The organism is Synechococcus sp. A15-24 (genome assembly GCF_014280195.1).
GTDB lineage: Bacteria > Cyanobacteriota > Cyanobacteriia > PCC-6307 > Cyanobiaceae > Parasynechococcus.
Genome location: NZ_CP047960.1, coordinates 1,866,255 through 1,881,521, shown reverse-complemented (window position 1 = coordinate 1,881,521; position 15,267 = coordinate 1,866,255). Strand labels below are relative to the sequence as shown.

At 63.0% G+C, this 15,267-nt stretch carries 19 protein-coding genes and 1 tRNA gene; 3 read left to right on the top strand and 17 right to left on the bottom strand.

What is annotated here, in order from left to right:
• Positions 1 to 4: 4 nt before the first annotated feature.
• From SynA1524_RS10765 to SynA1524_RS10750, 4 genes are all read right to left on the bottom strand, one after another.
• Positions 5 to 850 carry a hypothetical protein gene (locus SynA1524_RS10765; RefSeq protein WP_286188570.1) on the bottom strand — a complete coding sequence of 282 codons (846 nt, stop codon included), beginning with the start codon at positions 848 to 850 and terminating at the stop codon, positions 5 to 7.
• The gene (locus tag SynA1524_RS10760; protein WP_186497767.1) at positions 847 to 3,957 is read right to left on the bottom strand and encodes an efflux RND transporter permease subunit; all 3,111 of its coding nucleotides are present in this window, start codon (positions 3,955 to 3,957) and stop codon (positions 847 to 849) included. Before SynA1524_RS10760 ends, SynA1524_RS10765 begins: the two co-directional genes overlap by 4 nt.
• Positions 3,958 to 4,090: 133 nt before the next feature.
• The gene (locus SynA1524_RS10755) at positions 4,091 to 4,582 is read right to left on the bottom strand and encodes a photosystem I reaction center protein subunit XI (protein WP_186497765.1); all 492 of its coding nucleotides are present in this window, start codon (positions 4,580 to 4,582) and stop codon (positions 4,091 to 4,093) included.
• Positions 4,583 to 4,625: 43 nt separating this feature from the next.
• Positions 4,626 to 4,742, bottom strand: coding sequence for a photosystem I reaction center subunit VIII (locus SynA1524_RS10750; RefSeq protein WP_006851672.1), 117 nt, complete (start codon positions 4,740 to 4,742; stop codon positions 4,626 to 4,628).
• A gap of 90 nt (positions 4,743 to 4,832) precedes the next feature.
• Between SynA1524_RS10750 and SynA1524_RS10745 the strand changes: the two genes are divergently transcribed.
• Complete coding sequence (locus tag SynA1524_RS10745) at positions 4,833 to 5,297, top strand: HEAT repeat domain-containing protein (RefSeq protein ID WP_186497763.1); 465 nt, start codon at positions 4,833 to 4,835, stop codon at positions 5,295 to 5,297.
• On the opposite strand, the gene SynA1524_RS10740 is transcribed toward SynA1524_RS10745, so the two are convergent.
• Positions 5,255 to 6,217 carry a glycosyltransferase family 2 protein gene (locus tag SynA1524_RS10740; RefSeq protein WP_186497761.1) on the bottom strand — a complete coding sequence of 321 codons (963 nt, stop codon included), beginning with the start codon at positions 6,215 to 6,217 and terminating at the stop codon, positions 5,255 to 5,257. The genes SynA1524_RS10745 and SynA1524_RS10740 overlap by 43 nt on opposite strands.
• Before the next feature lie 49 nt (positions 6,218 to 6,266).
• Positions 6,267 to 6,995, bottom strand: a complete 729-nt coding sequence (locus SynA1524_RS10735) for a C40 family peptidase (RefSeq protein WP_186497759.1) — start codon at positions 6,993 to 6,995, stop codon at positions 6,267 to 6,269.
• Positions 6,996 to 7,012: 17 nt separating this feature from the next.
• Between SynA1524_RS10735 and SynA1524_RS10730 the strand changes: the two genes are divergently transcribed.
• Positions 7,013 to 7,918: a serine hydrolase gene (locus SynA1524_RS10730; RefSeq protein WP_186497757.1), complete on the top strand. Its 906-nt coding sequence runs from the start codon at positions 7,013 to 7,015 to the stop codon at positions 7,916 to 7,918.
• Between the two features lie 21 nt (positions 7,919 to 7,939).
• On the opposite strand, the gene SynA1524_RS10725 is transcribed toward SynA1524_RS10730, so the two are convergent.
• Positions 7,940 to 8,028 (bottom strand) — tRNA-Ser (locus tag SynA1524_RS10725).
• 37 nt (positions 8,029 to 8,065) lie between these two features.
• The gene (gene alr, locus SynA1524_RS10720) at positions 8,066 to 9,196 is read right to left on the bottom strand and encodes an alanine racemase (RefSeq protein ID WP_186497755.1); all 1,131 of its coding nucleotides are present in this window, start codon (positions 9,194 to 9,196) and stop codon (positions 8,066 to 8,068) included.
• Between the two features lie 74 nt (positions 9,197 to 9,270).
• On the opposite strand from alr, the gene SynA1524_RS10715 reads away from it, so the two are divergent.
• On the top strand, positions 9,271 to 9,771 hold the full coding sequence (locus tag SynA1524_RS10715) for an HNH endonuclease (RefSeq protein WP_186497753.1): 501 nt from the start codon (positions 9,271 to 9,273) through the stop codon (positions 9,769 to 9,771).
• 8 nt (positions 9,772 to 9,779) lie between these two features.
• Here the strand turns inward: SynA1524_RS10715 and prfA are convergent, their stop codons facing one another.
• From prfA to rpsM, 9 genes are all read right to left on the bottom strand, one after another.
• The gene (gene prfA / locus SynA1524_RS10710) at positions 9,780 to 10,877 is read right to left on the bottom strand and encodes a peptide chain release factor 1 (RefSeq protein ID WP_186497751.1); all 1,098 of its coding nucleotides are present in this window, start codon (positions 10,875 to 10,877) and stop codon (positions 9,780 to 9,782) included.
• Between the two features lie 14 nt (positions 10,878 to 10,891).
• Positions 10,892 to 11,152 carry a 50S ribosomal protein L31 gene (gene rpmE / locus SynA1524_RS10705; RefSeq protein ID WP_186497749.1) on the bottom strand — a complete coding sequence of 87 codons (261 nt, stop codon included), beginning with the start codon at positions 11,150 to 11,152 and terminating at the stop codon, positions 10,892 to 10,894.
• Positions 11,153 to 11,162: 10 nt separating this feature from the next.
• A complete protein-coding gene (gene rpsI / locus SynA1524_RS10700; RefSeq protein ID WP_186497745.1) occupies positions 11,163 to 11,564 on the bottom strand; it encodes a 30S ribosomal protein S9 in 402 nt (133 codons plus the stop codon).
• The gene (gene rplM / locus SynA1524_RS10695; RefSeq protein WP_186497743.1) at positions 11,561 to 12,013 is read right to left on the bottom strand and encodes a 50S ribosomal protein L13; all 453 of its coding nucleotides are present in this window, start codon (positions 12,011 to 12,013) and stop codon (positions 11,561 to 11,563) included. Before rplM ends, rpsI begins: the two co-directional genes overlap by 4 nt.
• Positions 12,014 to 12,157: 144 nt before the next feature.
• Positions 12,158 to 13,057 (bottom strand): tRNA pseudouridine(38-40) synthase TruA, encoded by a 900-nt coding sequence (gene truA / locus SynA1524_RS10690; protein ID WP_186497741.1) that lies wholly within the window; start codon positions 13,055 to 13,057, stop codon positions 12,158 to 12,160.
• A gap of 28 nt (positions 13,058 to 13,085) precedes the next feature.
• Positions 13,086 to 13,436: a 50S ribosomal protein L17 gene (gene rplQ, locus SynA1524_RS10685; protein ID WP_011128948.1), complete on the bottom strand. Its 351-nt coding sequence runs from the start codon at positions 13,434 to 13,436 to the stop codon at positions 13,086 to 13,088.
• Positions 13,437 to 13,483: 47 nt separating this feature from the next.
• On the bottom strand, positions 13,484 to 14,422 hold the full coding sequence (locus tag SynA1524_RS10680) for a DNA-directed RNA polymerase subunit alpha (protein ID WP_186497739.1): 939 nt from the start codon (positions 14,420 to 14,422) through the stop codon (positions 13,484 to 13,486).
• 44 nt (positions 14,423 to 14,466) lie between these two features.
• Positions 14,467 to 14,859, bottom strand: coding sequence for a 30S ribosomal protein S11 (rpsK, locus tag SynA1524_RS10675; protein ID WP_011128946.1), 393 nt, complete (start codon positions 14,857 to 14,859; stop codon positions 14,467 to 14,469).
• Positions 14,860 to 14,895: 36 nt separating this feature from the next.
• The gene (gene rpsM, locus SynA1524_RS10670) at positions 14,896 to 15,261 is read right to left on the bottom strand and encodes a 30S ribosomal protein S13 (protein WP_186497737.1); all 366 of its coding nucleotides are present in this window, start codon (positions 15,259 to 15,261) and stop codon (positions 14,896 to 14,898) included.
• Positions 15,262 to 15,267 lie beyond the last annotated feature (6 nt).

The following is a 15,267-nucleotide window of genomic DNA, read 5'->3' as shown; positions in this document are numbered from 1 at the left end:
CGAATCACCAGTAATTGCCATCGTTCCAACGACGGAAGCTCTGCTCCCGCGGAACGATCGCAGAGGAATTCTCGATGACCCGATGGCTGATGCCATGGCGGGCCAGGCGCAGCCCCACTTGGCGTGCCAACCAGGTGGCGCGAGGGCCCGGACTTGCATTGAGGTCCTCTGAACGGCTGGCGGCCCAGTTCAGATCCGGATTGAGATCAAGGGTCCTCAGCAGTTGTCGCAGCGGGTCTTGCTCCGTCTGGCGAAAGGGAATGAAGCGCACATCCAGTCCCCGCTTTCGTTCATTCAGCAGGGCAGAGAAATAACTCCAGAAGTCGAACACATCACTGCGTTTGGCATTGGGCCCCGTGAATGTTCCGCTGGAGGGCAAACGGCCCGCCAACACTTCCTCCACATACTCATTGAATGTTGTTGTGTGATAAAAACGCTTCAGCGTGTAGGCATAACGGGAGTTGATGTAATCGAGCTGTGATCGGATGAAAATCACAACCGTCAGCTCATAGCCGTTCTCCCGGGCTAAACGCCTCAGCTGGCGGAGCGTCGTTCGTTGCGTGAGGCGAGGGGCGAACTGTTCAGCACTCAGCAGCACATCGCCATCGTGACGGGCCATGGCCTCCAGATAGTCACGCCACAGGCTCCAATCCCCTCGCGTGATCGCTTTGATGAGGGGTTTGAAATCAGGAATCTCTGCCAGGGGAAACCGGTACTGAATGTGCTGTTGCTCCAGCAACGCCCGGCTGCGCAGCAGCCTCGATTGGATGTCCGTTGAGGCGGTCTTGTGGGTGCCGGCGTGCAGGATCAACCGACGGCGGACCGCATCCGCAGGAGGTGTTGAGGTCATGCCGGACGCCAGCGTTTCAGCAACAAATACACCGTCGGCACCACAAACAAGGACAGCCAAGAGGAGACCAGCAGGCCGCTGAACACCACCGTGCCAATGCTGATCCGGCTGGCGGAACCGCTGCCCTGGGCCAGCAGCAGCGGTAGAAAGCCGGCCAGGGAGGTGACTGCTGTGAGCAGGATCGGCCGCATTCGGTTCACGGCGGCGCCGAGGATCGCCTCACGCAGGTTCATGCCGGCGTTGAGCCGTTGGTTCGCGAATTCGACAATCAGGATGCCGTTCTTGGCCGCCAGGCTCACCAACACCAGCAGTCCCATCTGTCCGTAGACATCCAGGGGCAGACCGCGCAATTTCAGCCCGATCAGCGCCCCCATCAGGGCAATGGGCACCGTGAGCAAAATGATCAGCGGATCCACAAAGCTTTCGTAGAGCGCCGCCAGCAGCAGATACACCACCACCACCCCGAGGCTGAACAGCACCCAGGTTGAGCGGGCTGCCTTTTGCTCTTCCAGGGCCAGGCCCGTGAAGGTCAGCCCGATGTTGTTGCCCCCCACCGCATCGCCAGCGGCCTTGAGTTGCTGAATCGCCTGACCGCTGCTCACCCCAGGGGCCGGCACCGCCGTGACCGTGATGGCCCGGTTGAGGCCATAGTGGCGAATGCTGTTGGCCCCTTCCGTTCGGGTCAGGGTGGCCACGTTCTCCAAAGAGACCAGCTCTCCGCTGCGGTTGCGCACCATCAAGCCGCTGAGGTCCTCCGGGCCGGCTCGACGCTCTCCGTCCAACTGCAGATAGATGCTGCGGATGCGCCCCCCCTCGTAGGTGTCGTCGATGTAGCGGCCGCCGATGGCCGTGCCGATGTCGCGCAGGGTGGTGTTGAGATCGAGGTCGAGGCCAGCAAGAAGATCCCGATCAAGACTGAGGCGCCAGCGGGGGGAGCTGGCATCGAAGCGGGTGCTCACCCGTTCAAAGCGGTTGCTGGCTTGGGCGGTGTTGATGAAGCGCTGCGCCAGGGCTTCGAACTCCTGCAGGTTGAGCTGCCCGCCGCTGCGGTCCAGCAGTTCCAGCCTCAAGCCGGATTCACTGCTGAAGCCCCGTACGGTTGGTGGGGTCGTGACTACGACACGGGCGTCGCCGATCTGGCTGCGGATGGCGCGGTTCAGTCGTCGTTTGACGGCGTCACTGCTCTGATCACGACCGGAGCGCTGCTCCAGCGGCTGAAGCCGCAGATAGAACGAGCCACGGTCTTCGCCGCTCTGGCCGAAGGATCGGCCGGCGTAGAAGTTGCCCGTGCGTATCAACGGTTCTTCTGCCACCACGGCACGGATGCGGTCCATAACCGCCACCGTGCGTTCCAGGCTGGCCCCTTCCGGCAGGGTGAAGTAGCCGCGGATCTGGCTCTGGTCTTCGTTGGGGATGAAGGCGGTGGGTATCGCCCTCAGCCCAGCGCCGGTGATGAGCAGTCCCGTCAACAGCAGGCCCAGAACCAGCGGTGCGCGCTTTAACCAGCGCTCCAGCAAATTGGCGTAGCGCCGTTGCAGGTCGCTCATGCCTTGCCTGAGCCCTCTGCTCAGGCGCCGCAGCGGACCCGGCAATCGCCCTTCTCCGGAGTCCAGCACCCGGGCACAGGCCATGGGGGTGAAGGAGAGGGCGTTGAGGGTGGAGAACAGAATCGCGCCGCTGATGGCCAGGGCAATCGGTTGATACAGCCGTCCCACGGAGCCGGGGATCAGCAGCACCGGTACGAACACTGCGGCCAGCACAAGGGAGGTGGCCACAACCGCTCCGGCCAGTTCGGCCATGGCGTCTTCCGCCGCAGCTTTTGGGGCATCCCCCCGTTCGATCCGACCGGCGATGTCTTCGCTCACCACGATTGCGTCATCGACGACGATGCCGGTGGCCATCACCATCCCAAACAGAATCAGGCTGTTGAGGTTCGAGCCGCTCAGCTTCACCAGTACCAGGCTCCCCACCAGTGCCACCGGCACGGCAAGACCGGGGATCAGGGCCAGGCGCCAGCGTCCCAGGAACAGCACCAGCACGACAAGCACTAGCAGCACGGCATCACGCAGGGTGGCGATGGTGCGATCGAGGTTGGCCTGCACGTTGTCAGCCACATCCACGATCATCGATGTCTCAACACCGGGCGGGAAGCTGGGCTCCAGTCGCTTCAGTTCTGCTTTGACAGCTCGACTCACCTCCAGGGCATTGGCCCCATCACGCTGATAGAGCCCCACGGCCACGGAGCGCTGCCCCTCGAGATTCATGGCCTGGCTTCCGTAGCTGCGCTGTCCCAGCTCGACGCGACCCACATCCTTGAGTCGAAGCAATCCGCCGTTGTCGAGGCGGCGCAGGATCAGATTCTCGAAATCCTTCTGGGTGAGCAGCCGTCCCTCGGCATCCACCGGCAGGCTGATCAGTTGACCGTCCGGTGCCGGTGAAGCGCCGAGGCTGCCGATGGCAGCCAGAACGTTCTGCTCGGCCAGGGCACGGCTGACATCTGAGATTGTCAGGTTGGCTTGTTCCAACCGATCTGGATCGAGCCAGAGGCGATAGGAAAGGTCACTGCTGCCGAACACCAGAACATCGCCAACCCCAGGTGTGGTGAGCAGCGACTCCCGCAGGGATTGATCCAGCCAACCGGCCAGAAAGGTGGGAACGTACTGATCAGGTGGGTGGCTGAAGCCAAGGATCATCAGCAGGTCATCCGAGGAGCGCCGCACCCTCAGGCCCTGACGGCTCACCGCCTGAGGCAGGCGGCGGGTGGCGAGGTTCACCTCGTTCTGCACCTTGATGGCATTCAGCTCCGGATCGCCTTCGCTGAAACGCAGGCTGATGCTGGCGCCGCCCTGACGGCTGTTGGAGCTGATGCTGTCCAGCCCCTCCAAACCGTTGAGCTGTTGTTCCAGGACGGCGGTGACGCTCTGCTCCACCACCTCCGGCGACGCGGCGGGAAAGGTGGCCCCAACGCTGACCCGGGTCGGTGCCAACTGCGGCAGGTCTTCAAGTCCCAATCCGGTGAGGGCCACCAGGCCGGCCAGCAGGATCAGCAGGCTGCAGACAATCGTGAAGACCGGTCGGCGCAGAAACGGCTGGGAGAGCGACCGCACCGGGACGATTTGGAATGACTTGAATACTGACAGTCAAAAACCCCCGGCTGCTCCAACAAGGGATAGCCGGGGGTCAGCGTTGGGACTGGACGGGATAGTCCCTAAAGATCATGAGCTGGGGAGCTTGGCCTGATCAGCCGACGCTCCAGACTCCTGCTGCGATTTTGAACAGGTCTTGAACGTGAACCGTATTGCAGAGGAACCAGGCGAACACGGCGCCGCCGCAACCACCCAGCCAGAAACCACTGGTGAAATCGGCCCAGCCGGTGCGGGTGAACAGATCAGCTGGTGGGTTCTCGACAGTGGCGTCGGCGGGGGGGATGTTGGGCTGCTTGCCGGGCTGGTTGTACAGCAGCAACAGCAGGCTGAGGATGTGAACCGCGCCGATGGCGGCCAGCAGACCTGCGGTCTGCTGATACTCAGTGGCACGCAAGGGGCCGCAGATGGTGAAGGGGCCGTACAGCAGATAGCCGAAGGCAGCGCCGGTCTCCAGCCCACGGAAGTTGGGGGAGATGCCGGGGCGGTACAGGGGCAGGTTGTTGATCAGGCCCTTGATGAAATAGCCGCTGTTGACCGGGGTGGCGAGGTTGCCGACGCAGGGGTCAGAGACGGGAGTGACGGTCATGGAAGTCGAATGCTGAGGGGTGGAAACGATCCGCAATCCGCGGTCACTCGGCGGCGGTGATCACTCGACCGACGAGGACGATGAACACTGCAGGGAAAACGATTCCGGTAATGGGCACGAAAATCGCAGGCAGCCAGGCAGCAGCGAAATCTCCAGTCATGTCGAGGCCAAAAGCTTCGCAGCTATCGTATAGATCACTGATCTGACGGTCTCTTTCGGGCCGCAACGGCGACATAAAAGTTCAATCCGCATGCAGAACGTTCTCGTCCCCGGTGCTGTCGTTCTTCTGACGGTGGTGCTCTGGTTACGCCGCAAGCCGGCCAAGGCCATGCTCAGCAGCACGGATACCAGCAGCGTGGCTCAGTTGAACCGGGCCCAATTGGAGCTGGTGATCGAACCGTCCAGTCCAGACACCGCTGTAGAAGATCCTCTGGCTGATTGGACAGCTCCCCAAACGGAGCAGGGCCGTCTGGCGTTGCAGCAGCGGCTGCGCCAGCGCATGGCATCAGGGCCGGAGCAACGGCTTGATGCTGTGCGGGAGGCGGCACTTTGGGGACACCGTTCCGTTCTGCCGTTGCTGAAGCGTGCCCTCAGGGACAGCGATGCTCGGGTGGTGGAAGCTGCAGCGGAGGCGATGGAGCCGTTTCGCGGAGCGCCGCGCCGCGAAACGGCTCAGACGGTGCGGTCGCCGCGCAATGTTTCGCGGATGCGATAGATCGGGCGCCCCTGACTTTCGTGATACGTGCGGATCAGCAGCTCTCCGAGCAGTCCGAAACAGAACAGCTGAATCCCCGCTAACCCCAGCACCACCGCCAGGGTGAGCAGCGGGCGGTTGCCGATGTCTCCACCCATCAGCTTCACCACCAAGAGGTAAGTGCTGGCGAGCAGGCTGCCGAGCATGGCGATAAGCCCCCCGAATCCGAAGACGTACATCGGCCGGGTGAGGAAGCGCTTCATAAACCACACCGTCAGCAGGTCCATCAGCACCCGGAACGTGCGGTCGATGCCGTATTTGCTGCTGCCGTACTGGCGGGCCCGGTGGTTCACCTTCACCTCGGTGATGCGTGCTCCCTCGATGAAGGCCAGTGCAGGCAGGAAGCGGTGCAGTTCGCCGTAGAGGCGCATGTCTGAAAGCACCTCGCGCCGGTAGGCCTTGAGGGAGCAGCCGTAGTCGTGCAGCTTCACGCCGGTGACGCGTCCGATCAGGCGGTTGGCGATGCGAGAGGGCAATTTGCGTTGCAGGGCGGCGTCCTGGCGCTGATGGCGCCAGCCGCTCACCAGGTCGTAGCCCTCCCGCAGCTTGGCCAGCAGCATGGGAATGTCGGCGGGGTCGTTCTGCAGGTCGCCATCGAGGCTGACGATGACGTCGCCCTGGGCTACATCAAACCCGGCGGCCATCGCTGCGGTCTGGCCGTAGTTCTTGCGCAGCAGCACTGCGACTAGTTCGGGGACCTGATGGCTGAGCTGCTCCAAGACCTCGGCTGTGCGGTCGCTGGACCCGTCGTTGACCAGCACCAGTTCGAAGCGTTCGCCAATGGGGCGCAGGGCCTGAAGCAACTGCTCCACCAGATACGGCAGGCTTTCCTCTTCGTTGTAGAGGGGCACCACCACGGACAGGTCCAGGGGTGTGCTCATGCCGGAGTTTCTGCTGATCGATGCAACTTAAGCCGACCAGTCCCGCCGCCTAGCTCAGTGAGGCTCCGTCGTGGCAACGGATCACGCGCCCCGCTCCTCTCAGCTCGCTCCGATAGTGACTGGCGACGGGATGACGATCCGAAAGGTGAAGGCTGTCGACGCCGATTCCGTTGCGACCATGCTCCCGGCCTGAACTGTGGCGGTAGCGGCCACCGCCCAAATGGATCCCGACATGGGTACAACGCCGCGGAGAGCCGAAGAAGATCAGATCCCCCGGACGTAACAGATCCAGCGCGCCGACCGCGACGGCGACGGGTTGGCAGAAACGCTCCTGCTGATACGCGTCCCGTGGGATCCAGATGCCCTGGCTGGCAAAGGCCAGCTGCATCAGGCCTGAGCAATCCATGTTCGGTTCGGTGGTGCCGCCCCAGAGGTAGTGGTTGGGCTGCTGTTCGGCGTGCTCGCTCCAGGCCAGGACCGCCGGCAGTCGCCGCTGGATCTCCGTTGCTGGCAGCAAGGTTGGTTTCCAGTCAGGCAGTTGCTTCGCGCGCCCGATGAGGGCCTCGAGATCCATCCAGCAGCGGTAGCCGTCCTCCAGCAGCTGCACCAACAGTCGATCGCCGCTCCGTTGCAGCAATCGGATGGTGCGACCAGAGCGCCCCTGGGTGGTGAGGCTGTCGCCCGTGGAGCGCCCGTAGCCATTGACGTCGCTCAGCAGGGTCCACTGGGTTCCCAGCTGCACCAGGTCGGGAGCCAGCAGGGTGTTTAACGTCGCCATGACCCGTCGCTGTCGCCATGGCGTTCTACCGCCCCGATCCCGCCATGGCGTCCCATCTCGAATCGGTGCTCGACCAGCTGGATGCTGCGGGGCGTCCTGGGTTGCGCAACAGCCTGTCCATCACGTGGGTGCGCTACAGCGACGTCAGCCCTCAGGCGGGTCAGGGCCTTGGTGCTGGCTGGAATCAGGAGCGCTGCGTCTATCCCGCCAGCGTGGTGAAGCTGATTTATGCGGTGGCGGTCGAGCGCTGGCAGCAGCGGGACATGATCCCTGACAGCGACGAACTCCAGCGCGCCATGCGGGACATGATCGCGGACTCGAGCAATGACGCCACGGGATTGGTGGTGGATCTGCTCACCGGCACCACCAGCGGCTCGGAGCTGCATGGGGAACGTTGGGAGCAGTGGCAGCGCCAGCGACGACTGGTGAATGACTGGTTGGCCAGCTTGGAATGGTCGGAGCTCGATGGCGTCAACTGTTGCCAGAAAACCTGGGGAGACGGCCCCTATGGCAGGGAGAAGCATTTCTATGGCGCCGACAATGGCAACCGCAATGCCTTGAGCACGGCCGCCACGGCTCGGATGTTGGAGGCGGTGATGACCGGCGCTGTTGTCTCACCCCCCGCCTGCCGGCGGTTGCGGGACCTGTTCAGTCGTTCACTTGTCCCGGATCAGCGTCGGGCCGATCCGGAGAACCAGGTGGATGGATTTCTTGGGGAAGGGCTACCTGCAGCGAGTCGCCTCTGGAGCAAGGCGGGTTGGATGAGTCAGGCCCGGCATGACGCCGCTTGGTGGCAGGTCTCCGATGCTCCCCCAACGATGGTTGTGGCCTTTGGCAGCGGCAGCGATCGCGCCCAGGACGACCAGCTCCTGCCGGAGTTGGCACGGGCGTTGTGCGATTTCACCCCTCCAGAAGAGAGCTGAAACCGTGTATCTGAACCGGAACGGAGAGGGAGGGATTCGAACCCTCGACAGAAGTTGCCTCCTGTAACTCCTTAGCAGGGAGCCGCTTTCAACCACTCAGCCACCTCTCCAGTGGCCACACAAGAGTACCAAGCGTTGGACGGTCGGTCAGATCTCGACCCGCGGCAGGCGGTGCTTAAAACCACAGAGAATTTCCCAGGGGATGGAGCCGCAGCGAGTGCTCCAGTCCTGAGGACTGATGCGGTCACCTCCGTCCTCCCCCAGCAGCGTGACACTGTCACCCACCGTCAGGTCCTCGACATCTGTGGCGTCGACGATGATCTGGTCCATGGTGATGTTGCCCACCTGCGGCAGCCGGCGACCACGATGCAGGACGTCGATGCGGCCGCTGAGGGCGCGGACCACGCCGTCGGCATATCCAATGGCGATCACTGCCAGGCGCGACGGACGGCTGGTGACAAACCGATGGCCGTAGCTGACGCCGCTACCGCTCGGCACCTCCCGGATCAGGCTGACGCGTGCCTTCACCGCCAAGGCGGGCTGCAGAGCCAGATCCTGGCCGAGGTGTTCTGCTGGGGATTGTCCGTAAAGGGCGAGACCAACGCGCACCATGTCCAGATGGAAGCGGGGATCCTGCAGGGTGCCGGCGGAATTGGCCAGATGACAGCACAGGCCGCGGCCCCCATCCGGCAGGGCTTCAATGACGGATCCAAAGCGCTGCAGCTGCACGTGGGTGAACTGGTCCTCAGGCTCATCTGCACAGGCGAGATGGCTGTAGAGCCCCACCAGGTCCAGCTGCGGCAGGGCGCGGATGGACTGCACCAGCTGGGCGCCCTCCTGCCATTCGCTACCAAGCCTGGCCATCCCTGTATCGAGTTTCAGCTGCACAGGAAAGCGCTCGGTTCCTCGCCAAGCAGCCACCGCCGCGGCCGTGTTCGCTTCATCCAGGCTGCTCAGGGTCGGCATCAGCCGCCGCTCCAGGCAGTGGCGGAGATCCTCCGAGTTGGGCAAGGCGCTGAGGATCAGCACCGGCGCCTCGATGCCTGCATCCCGCAGTTCCAGGCCTTCCTGAAGGGTGGCCACGCCAAGGCTGGATGCCCCGCCACGTAGGGCGGCCGTTGCCACGGTCACGGCGCCGTGGCCATAGCCGTCGGCTTTCACCACGGCCATCAGCTGGCAGCCGGGGGCAAGTCGACGGCACAGCAGTCGGCAGTTGGCCTCAATGGCCGTGGGGGAGACCTCCACCCAGGCGCGCTGGCGTGGACTTAGCTCCGACATGGGGCTTTGGTGCTCAGCGTTACCAAGGGGGGCTTGGTGGAATCGATAGCATGGCCTGTATTCAGGGAGCTGGCATGGGCCAGGTTCTCGTTCTCAATGCGTCCTACGAGCCGCTGAACATCACCACCTGGCGCCGCGCCATGGTGATGATGCTCAAGGGCAAGGCTGAGAGTCTCGAGCAGGATTCCACCCGAGAGATCCGGCGTGGTACCCACCTCCCGACGGTCATTCGTTTGCGCCAGTTCGTCCGGGTGCCCTTTCGGCAGTTGCCTCTGACCCGACGCAACCTGTTCCATCGCGATAACCACAGCTGTCAGTACTGCGGCTGCCGCAACGAACCGCTGTCAATCGACCATGTGGTGCCTCGCAGCCGCGGTGGTGTTGACACATGGGAAAACGTGACCACCGCCTGTCTGAGCTGCAATGTGCGCAAGGGCAATCGCACCCCGAAGGAGGCGGACATGCCGCTGATGCGGGTGCCGCGGCGTCCTTTGAGCAGCCTCAGTTTTGAAGCCACCCGCCAGATCCATTCCGGCCGTCACAGCGAATGGGCTAAGTACGTGATCGGAGCCTGAGCTGCACGTCAGTCCTCGTTCTGTTGGCTGAGGGCCTCTAGTTTCTGCCGCTGCTCTTCTGCGATGCAGGCGCCGATCAGATCCTCAAGCTGGCCATCCAGCACCGGATCCAGTGAAAAGTTTCTGCCCAGCCGGTGATCGGTGGTGCGGTTGTCTTTGTAGTTGTAGGTGCGGATTTTTTCGCTGCGATCACCGCTGCCCACCTGGGCGCGTCGGTCGCTGCTTTCCCGGGCCGCCGCCTCCCGTTGCTCCTGTTCCAGGAGTTTCGCTCGCAGGATTTCCAGAGCCCGTTCCCGGTTCTGCAGCTGAGAGCGCTCCTGGGTGCAGAACACACGGATGCCGCTGGGTTTGTGCAGCAGGTCCACGGCGGTTTCCACCTTGTTGACGTTCTGACCACCGGCGCCACCAGAACGGGCGGTGCTGATCTCCAGATCCTTGGGATCCAGCTGCACCTCCACCGCATCGGCTTCCGGCATCACGGCCACCGTGGCTGTGGAGGTGTGGACCCGACCCTGGGATTCGGTGGCGGGAACCCGCTGCACCCGATGCACACCGGCTTCGAACTTGAGCTGACTGAACACGCTGTCGCCTTTCACCGACAGGATCAGTTCCCGGAACCCCCCCAGATCGGCTTCATTGCTGCTGATGGGTTGCACGTTCCAGCCGAGCTTCTGGCTGTAGCGCTCGTACATGCGCGCCAGATCGCCGGCCCAGATGCAGGCTTCATCGCCACCGGCCCCGGCTCTGATCTCCAACATGACGCTGCGTTCATCGCGGGGGTCGCGGGGCAGCAGGGCCACCGTGAGTTTTTCGGTGAGCTCGGCGTGGCGTTGATTGAGGCTGGCTAAATCCTCTTGGGCCAGCTCCTCCATCGCGGCATCGCCGCGGCTTTCCTTCAGCAGCTCGCGAGATTGTTGCTGTTCCTCTTCAAGACCCTGCAGCTCTTCGAAGTCGAGCACCAATGGCTCGAGCCGTGCCCGTTCACGGGCGATTTTTTCCAGCCGAGTGGGATCCGCAGCCACATCGGGATCAGCCAGCTGCCGCTCGAGGTTGCGGAAGCTGGCTGTGGCGGCCTCAAGCCGCGCGACAAGGGTCGAGGCGTCCATGCCCCGCGCCTACGTCAGGATTTGGCGTCCGCCTTGGCCTCGGCCTTGGCTTTGTCGCCGGACTTCTTCTTGCCCATGCCGTACTTCTTCATGAAGCGATCTACGCGACCCTCGGTGTCGAGAATCTTCTGGGTTCCGGTGAAGAAGGGGTGGTTTCCACTCCAGACATCGACGTGGATCTCCGGCTGGGTGGAGCCGGTGGTCATCACGACTTCGCCGTTGCAGATCACCTTGGCGTCGGGATACCAGGTGGGGTGAATATCGGGCTTGGGCATGGGATGAAAATCAGCGCTTGGAGAACTGAGGAGCCTTACGAGCTTTCTTGAGACCGTACTTGCGGCGTTCCTTGGCGCGCGGGTCGCGGCTCAGATGGCCTTCGGTCTTGAGAGGCTTGCGGTTATCAGCCGACAACTCACACAGAGCGCGAGCTGCGCCTTGCTTGATGGCTCCGGACTGACCGGTGAGTCCGCCGCCTTGGACATTCACCAGGATGTCGTACTCCGCGCCAAGACCAAGGGTCTCGAGGGGAGCTTTCACCGCTGCGATGTAGGCGGGGTTGTAGTTCAGATAGTTGTCACCGGGACGACCGTTGATGGTGATCGTGCCGTTGCCGGGGACGAGGCGCACACGGGCGACGGAGGTCTTGCGGCGACCAGTGCCCCAGTAGACGACGGAATTGCTGCTCATTGTGCGGATGCAGAGGGGTTGAGCTGAAGAGGCTGAGGCTTCTGGGCGGCATGAGGATGCTCGCTGCCTTTGTACACCTTGAGCTTGCGGAACATCTGACGGCCCAGGGCGTTGTGGGGAAGCATGCCTTTGATCGCCTTTTCAACGATCCGCTCGGGGATGCGGTCCTGCAGCGCTTCGAAGGTTTCGGTCTTCATGCCGCCGGGGCGACCGGAGTGACGGCGATACAGCTTCTGGGTGGCCTTGCTGCCGCTCACCCGGATCTTTTCGGCATTCACCACCACGACGAAATCGCCGGTGTCCAGGTGGGGGGTGAAGCTCGGGTTGTTCTTGCCGCGCAGAACAGCGGCAACCTCGGTGGCCAGGCGCCCGAGAGTCTTGTTCTCAGCGTCCACCAGATACCACTGGCGTTCGAGAGAATCAATTTGAGGAAGGGAGGTCTTGTTCATCGCGCCGGCATGCCGGTTCGGAATTGCTCAGCCGAGATGGCCAAGCTGGTCAGGGATGGTCTGGTCCAGAGGAGGACCTGACGGGAGCTCAAAGATCGAGCTTACTCTTTGACAGGACCCTTCTCCCAATGAGAAGAGCTGCATTCAGAGTTCAGATCCGCTTGCTTCCGGCAGAGGCGGAGGATCCGGTGGGGGATCACTCTCCGCCAGAAAAAACAACGGTTGACAATTGTACCAGCCAGCTCTGGTGAAGATCTCCTGCTCATAGCCAGCCCTGAGCAGACATAGCCCATGGCCTGGAGCTGCTTCACGGACCTCGTGGCGTCGTCGTTGACGCCAGCGCTGCTCGAAATCCCCGACGGATAGACGGTGTTCGCCTACCGCCACCAGCTGAGCCATCAGCAGGCGAACCATGCCGTAAAGGAAACCACTGGCCTGGATCTCAACCCGCACCATGTCGCCCTGGCGCACCAGCTCCACCTCCTGAACCGTGGTTCTGGCATGGGCCCGACGGCTTCCGGCCCGCATGAAAGCACTGAAGTCGTGAAGCCCGAGCATGCCGTTGAGGGCATCCCGCATGCGGGACTCATCCAGCCGGAGTTGGTAGCGGTGCCAGCTCCAGGGGGCGAGGAACAGGTTGGGTCGCCGCCCGTTGTGAATGGTGTAGCGATAGCGCCGGTAGGTGGCCGAGTAGCAGGCATGCCAATCCTTGGGCCGCAGCACTGACTCCCTCACCCGGATCGTGGATGGCAGCCGTCCGTTCAGGGCCAGTGCCCATTTGGCGGGGGGGATCCTGTCCCCACAGTCGAAATGCACCACCTGGCCGGCTGCGTGGACGCCGGCATCGGTTCGTCCCGCGGCGAAGGTCTGGATCGGGCGGTATGGATCCAGCTGCTCGATCGCCGTCTCCAGCTGGGCCTGCACACTGTGGCCGTTGCGTTGACGCTGCCACCCGCAAAAGGCGGAACCCTCGTACTGCAGGCTGAGGGCGATCCGGCAAGGGACCGAGGACTCAGGGGCTGCAGACGAGGGTTCGGAGCTCAAACGTCAGAACTGACGCAGGGGATAGAAATCAGACCAGTTCGATGATCGCCATCTCGGCGTTGTCACCACGACGGGGGACGGTGCGGGTAATGCGGGTATAACCACCCTTGCGGTCGCTGTAGCGGTCGGGGGCCTTGTCGAACAGGGCGTGCACCAACTGCTTGTCATAGATGTAGCCAAGGGCGCGACGACGGGACGCGAGGCTGCCGTCCTTGGCGAGGGTGATCATCCGCTCAGCCTCGTCACGCAGGGCCTTGGCACGGGCCTTGGTGGTGGTCACCCGACCTTCTCGAATCAGCTGGGTTGTCAGTGCGCGCAGCATCGCCTTGCGCTGGTCAGCGGGGCGACCCAGCTGGGGAACTCGGCATTGGTGACGCATGGTTCTGTCGGAGACGGATGTCGGGAAAGTTGTTAGGCAGGCCGATCTCAGGCAGAGGTGCGGCTCTGGGGGATGGAGATGCCGATGCGTTCGAGGGCTTCGATCACCTCGTCGGCTGATTTGGAGCCGAAGTTTTTGATCTCCAGCAGGTCCTCGTAGCTGAAACCCATCAGGTCGGACACGGAGTTGACTTGGGCACGCTTGAGGCAGTTGTAAGCCCGCACGGAGAGGTTGAGTTCCTCCAGCGGGATCTGAGCTTCTGCAGAAGGCTCGGGTTCGATCCCCGGCTCCTCCACGAGGGTCACCGTGGCGAGAGGTTGGAACAACTCGATCAGGTAGTTGGCTGATTGAGCCAGAGCGTCATCGGGGGTGATGGAGCCGTCCGTGACAATCTCCATGCGCAGACGCTCTCGGGCGGATCCACCCTCGGCAACGGCGGTTTCATCGATGGTGAAATTCACCCGGATCACCGGCATGAATACCGCATCGATCTGAAGCAGGTCGATGGCGCTGATGTCCTCGCTGTGGCGATCCACCGGTCGGTAGCCCACGCCGCGTTCCACGTGGACCTCAAGCTCGAGGCTGTAACCGTCGGCCACGGTGGCGATGGGACGGTTGCCGTCCACCACATCCACCTGGGAGGAGAACTGCAGATCGTTGGCGGTCACTTCAGCGGGACCAGCCACCACAAGACGACCGATCTCCAGCTCAGACGACCGGCTGTTGACGGAGAGCTCCTTGCAGTTGAGAAGTATGTCGAGAACGTCCTCACGCACACCGGGGACGGTGGCGTACTCGTGGTTGACACCAGCGATCCGAATGGCGGTGACGGCACTGCCTTCGAGGCCGCCCATCAGGACACGTCGCAGGGCGTTGCCCAGGGTGGTCGCCTGACCCCGCTCAAGGGGACCGATGAGGAACACCCCACTTTGGGAGCGATCCTCTTCCACCTGATGCTCGATGCGGTCAATCTGGTATTGCAGCACGGTCTGATGCGGGGTAGGGGGCGTAAACCGGGAAATGATGCGATTCAGACGCGACGGCGCTTGGGCCGCCGGCAACCGTTGTGGGGCAGCGGAGTGACGTCTCTGATCAGGGTGATCTCAAGACCAGCCACCTGCAAGGCTCGAATTGCGGTCTCACGACCGGATCCAGGCCCCTTCACCAGCACCTCGATCTGGCGCATGCCTTGATCAAGTGCTCGACGTGCCGCTGCTTCTGCCGCCGTCTGGGCAGCGAAGGGTGTGCCTTTGCGGGCACCCTTGAAGCCGCTGGCACCAGCGGATGACCAGGAGATGACTTCGCCAGACGTGTCGGTGATCGACACGATCGTGTTGTTGAAGGTGCTTTGGATGTGGGCAACGCCGTTCGGGACGTTGCGTTTGGCCTTCTTGGGGCCTGTTTTCTTGGCGGGTTTGGCCATGGGCCGGGAACGGTCGTGTAAAGGACGAGGGGGGGCTTACTTCTTCTTGCCGGCCACTGTCTTGCGCGCGCCACGACGGGTGCGGGCATTGGTCCGTGTGCGCTGGCCACGCACAGGCAGGCTCATGCGATGACGACGTCCGCGCACGCAGCCGATGTCCTGCAGACGCTTCAGGGCCATGCCCTCCTGCCGGCGCAGATCGCCCTCGAGGGTGAACTCGTCGGCGGCGTTGCGCAGTTTCTGAAGGTCACCGTCCTCAAGATCCTTGACCCGGACGTCGGGGTTCACACCGGTCTGAGCCAGGATGGTGCGAGCCCGTGTCGGGCCGACTCCATAGATGTAAGTGAGGGACACTTCAATCCGCTTGTCGCGGGGAATGTCAACGCCGGCGATCCGTGCCACGAAGAT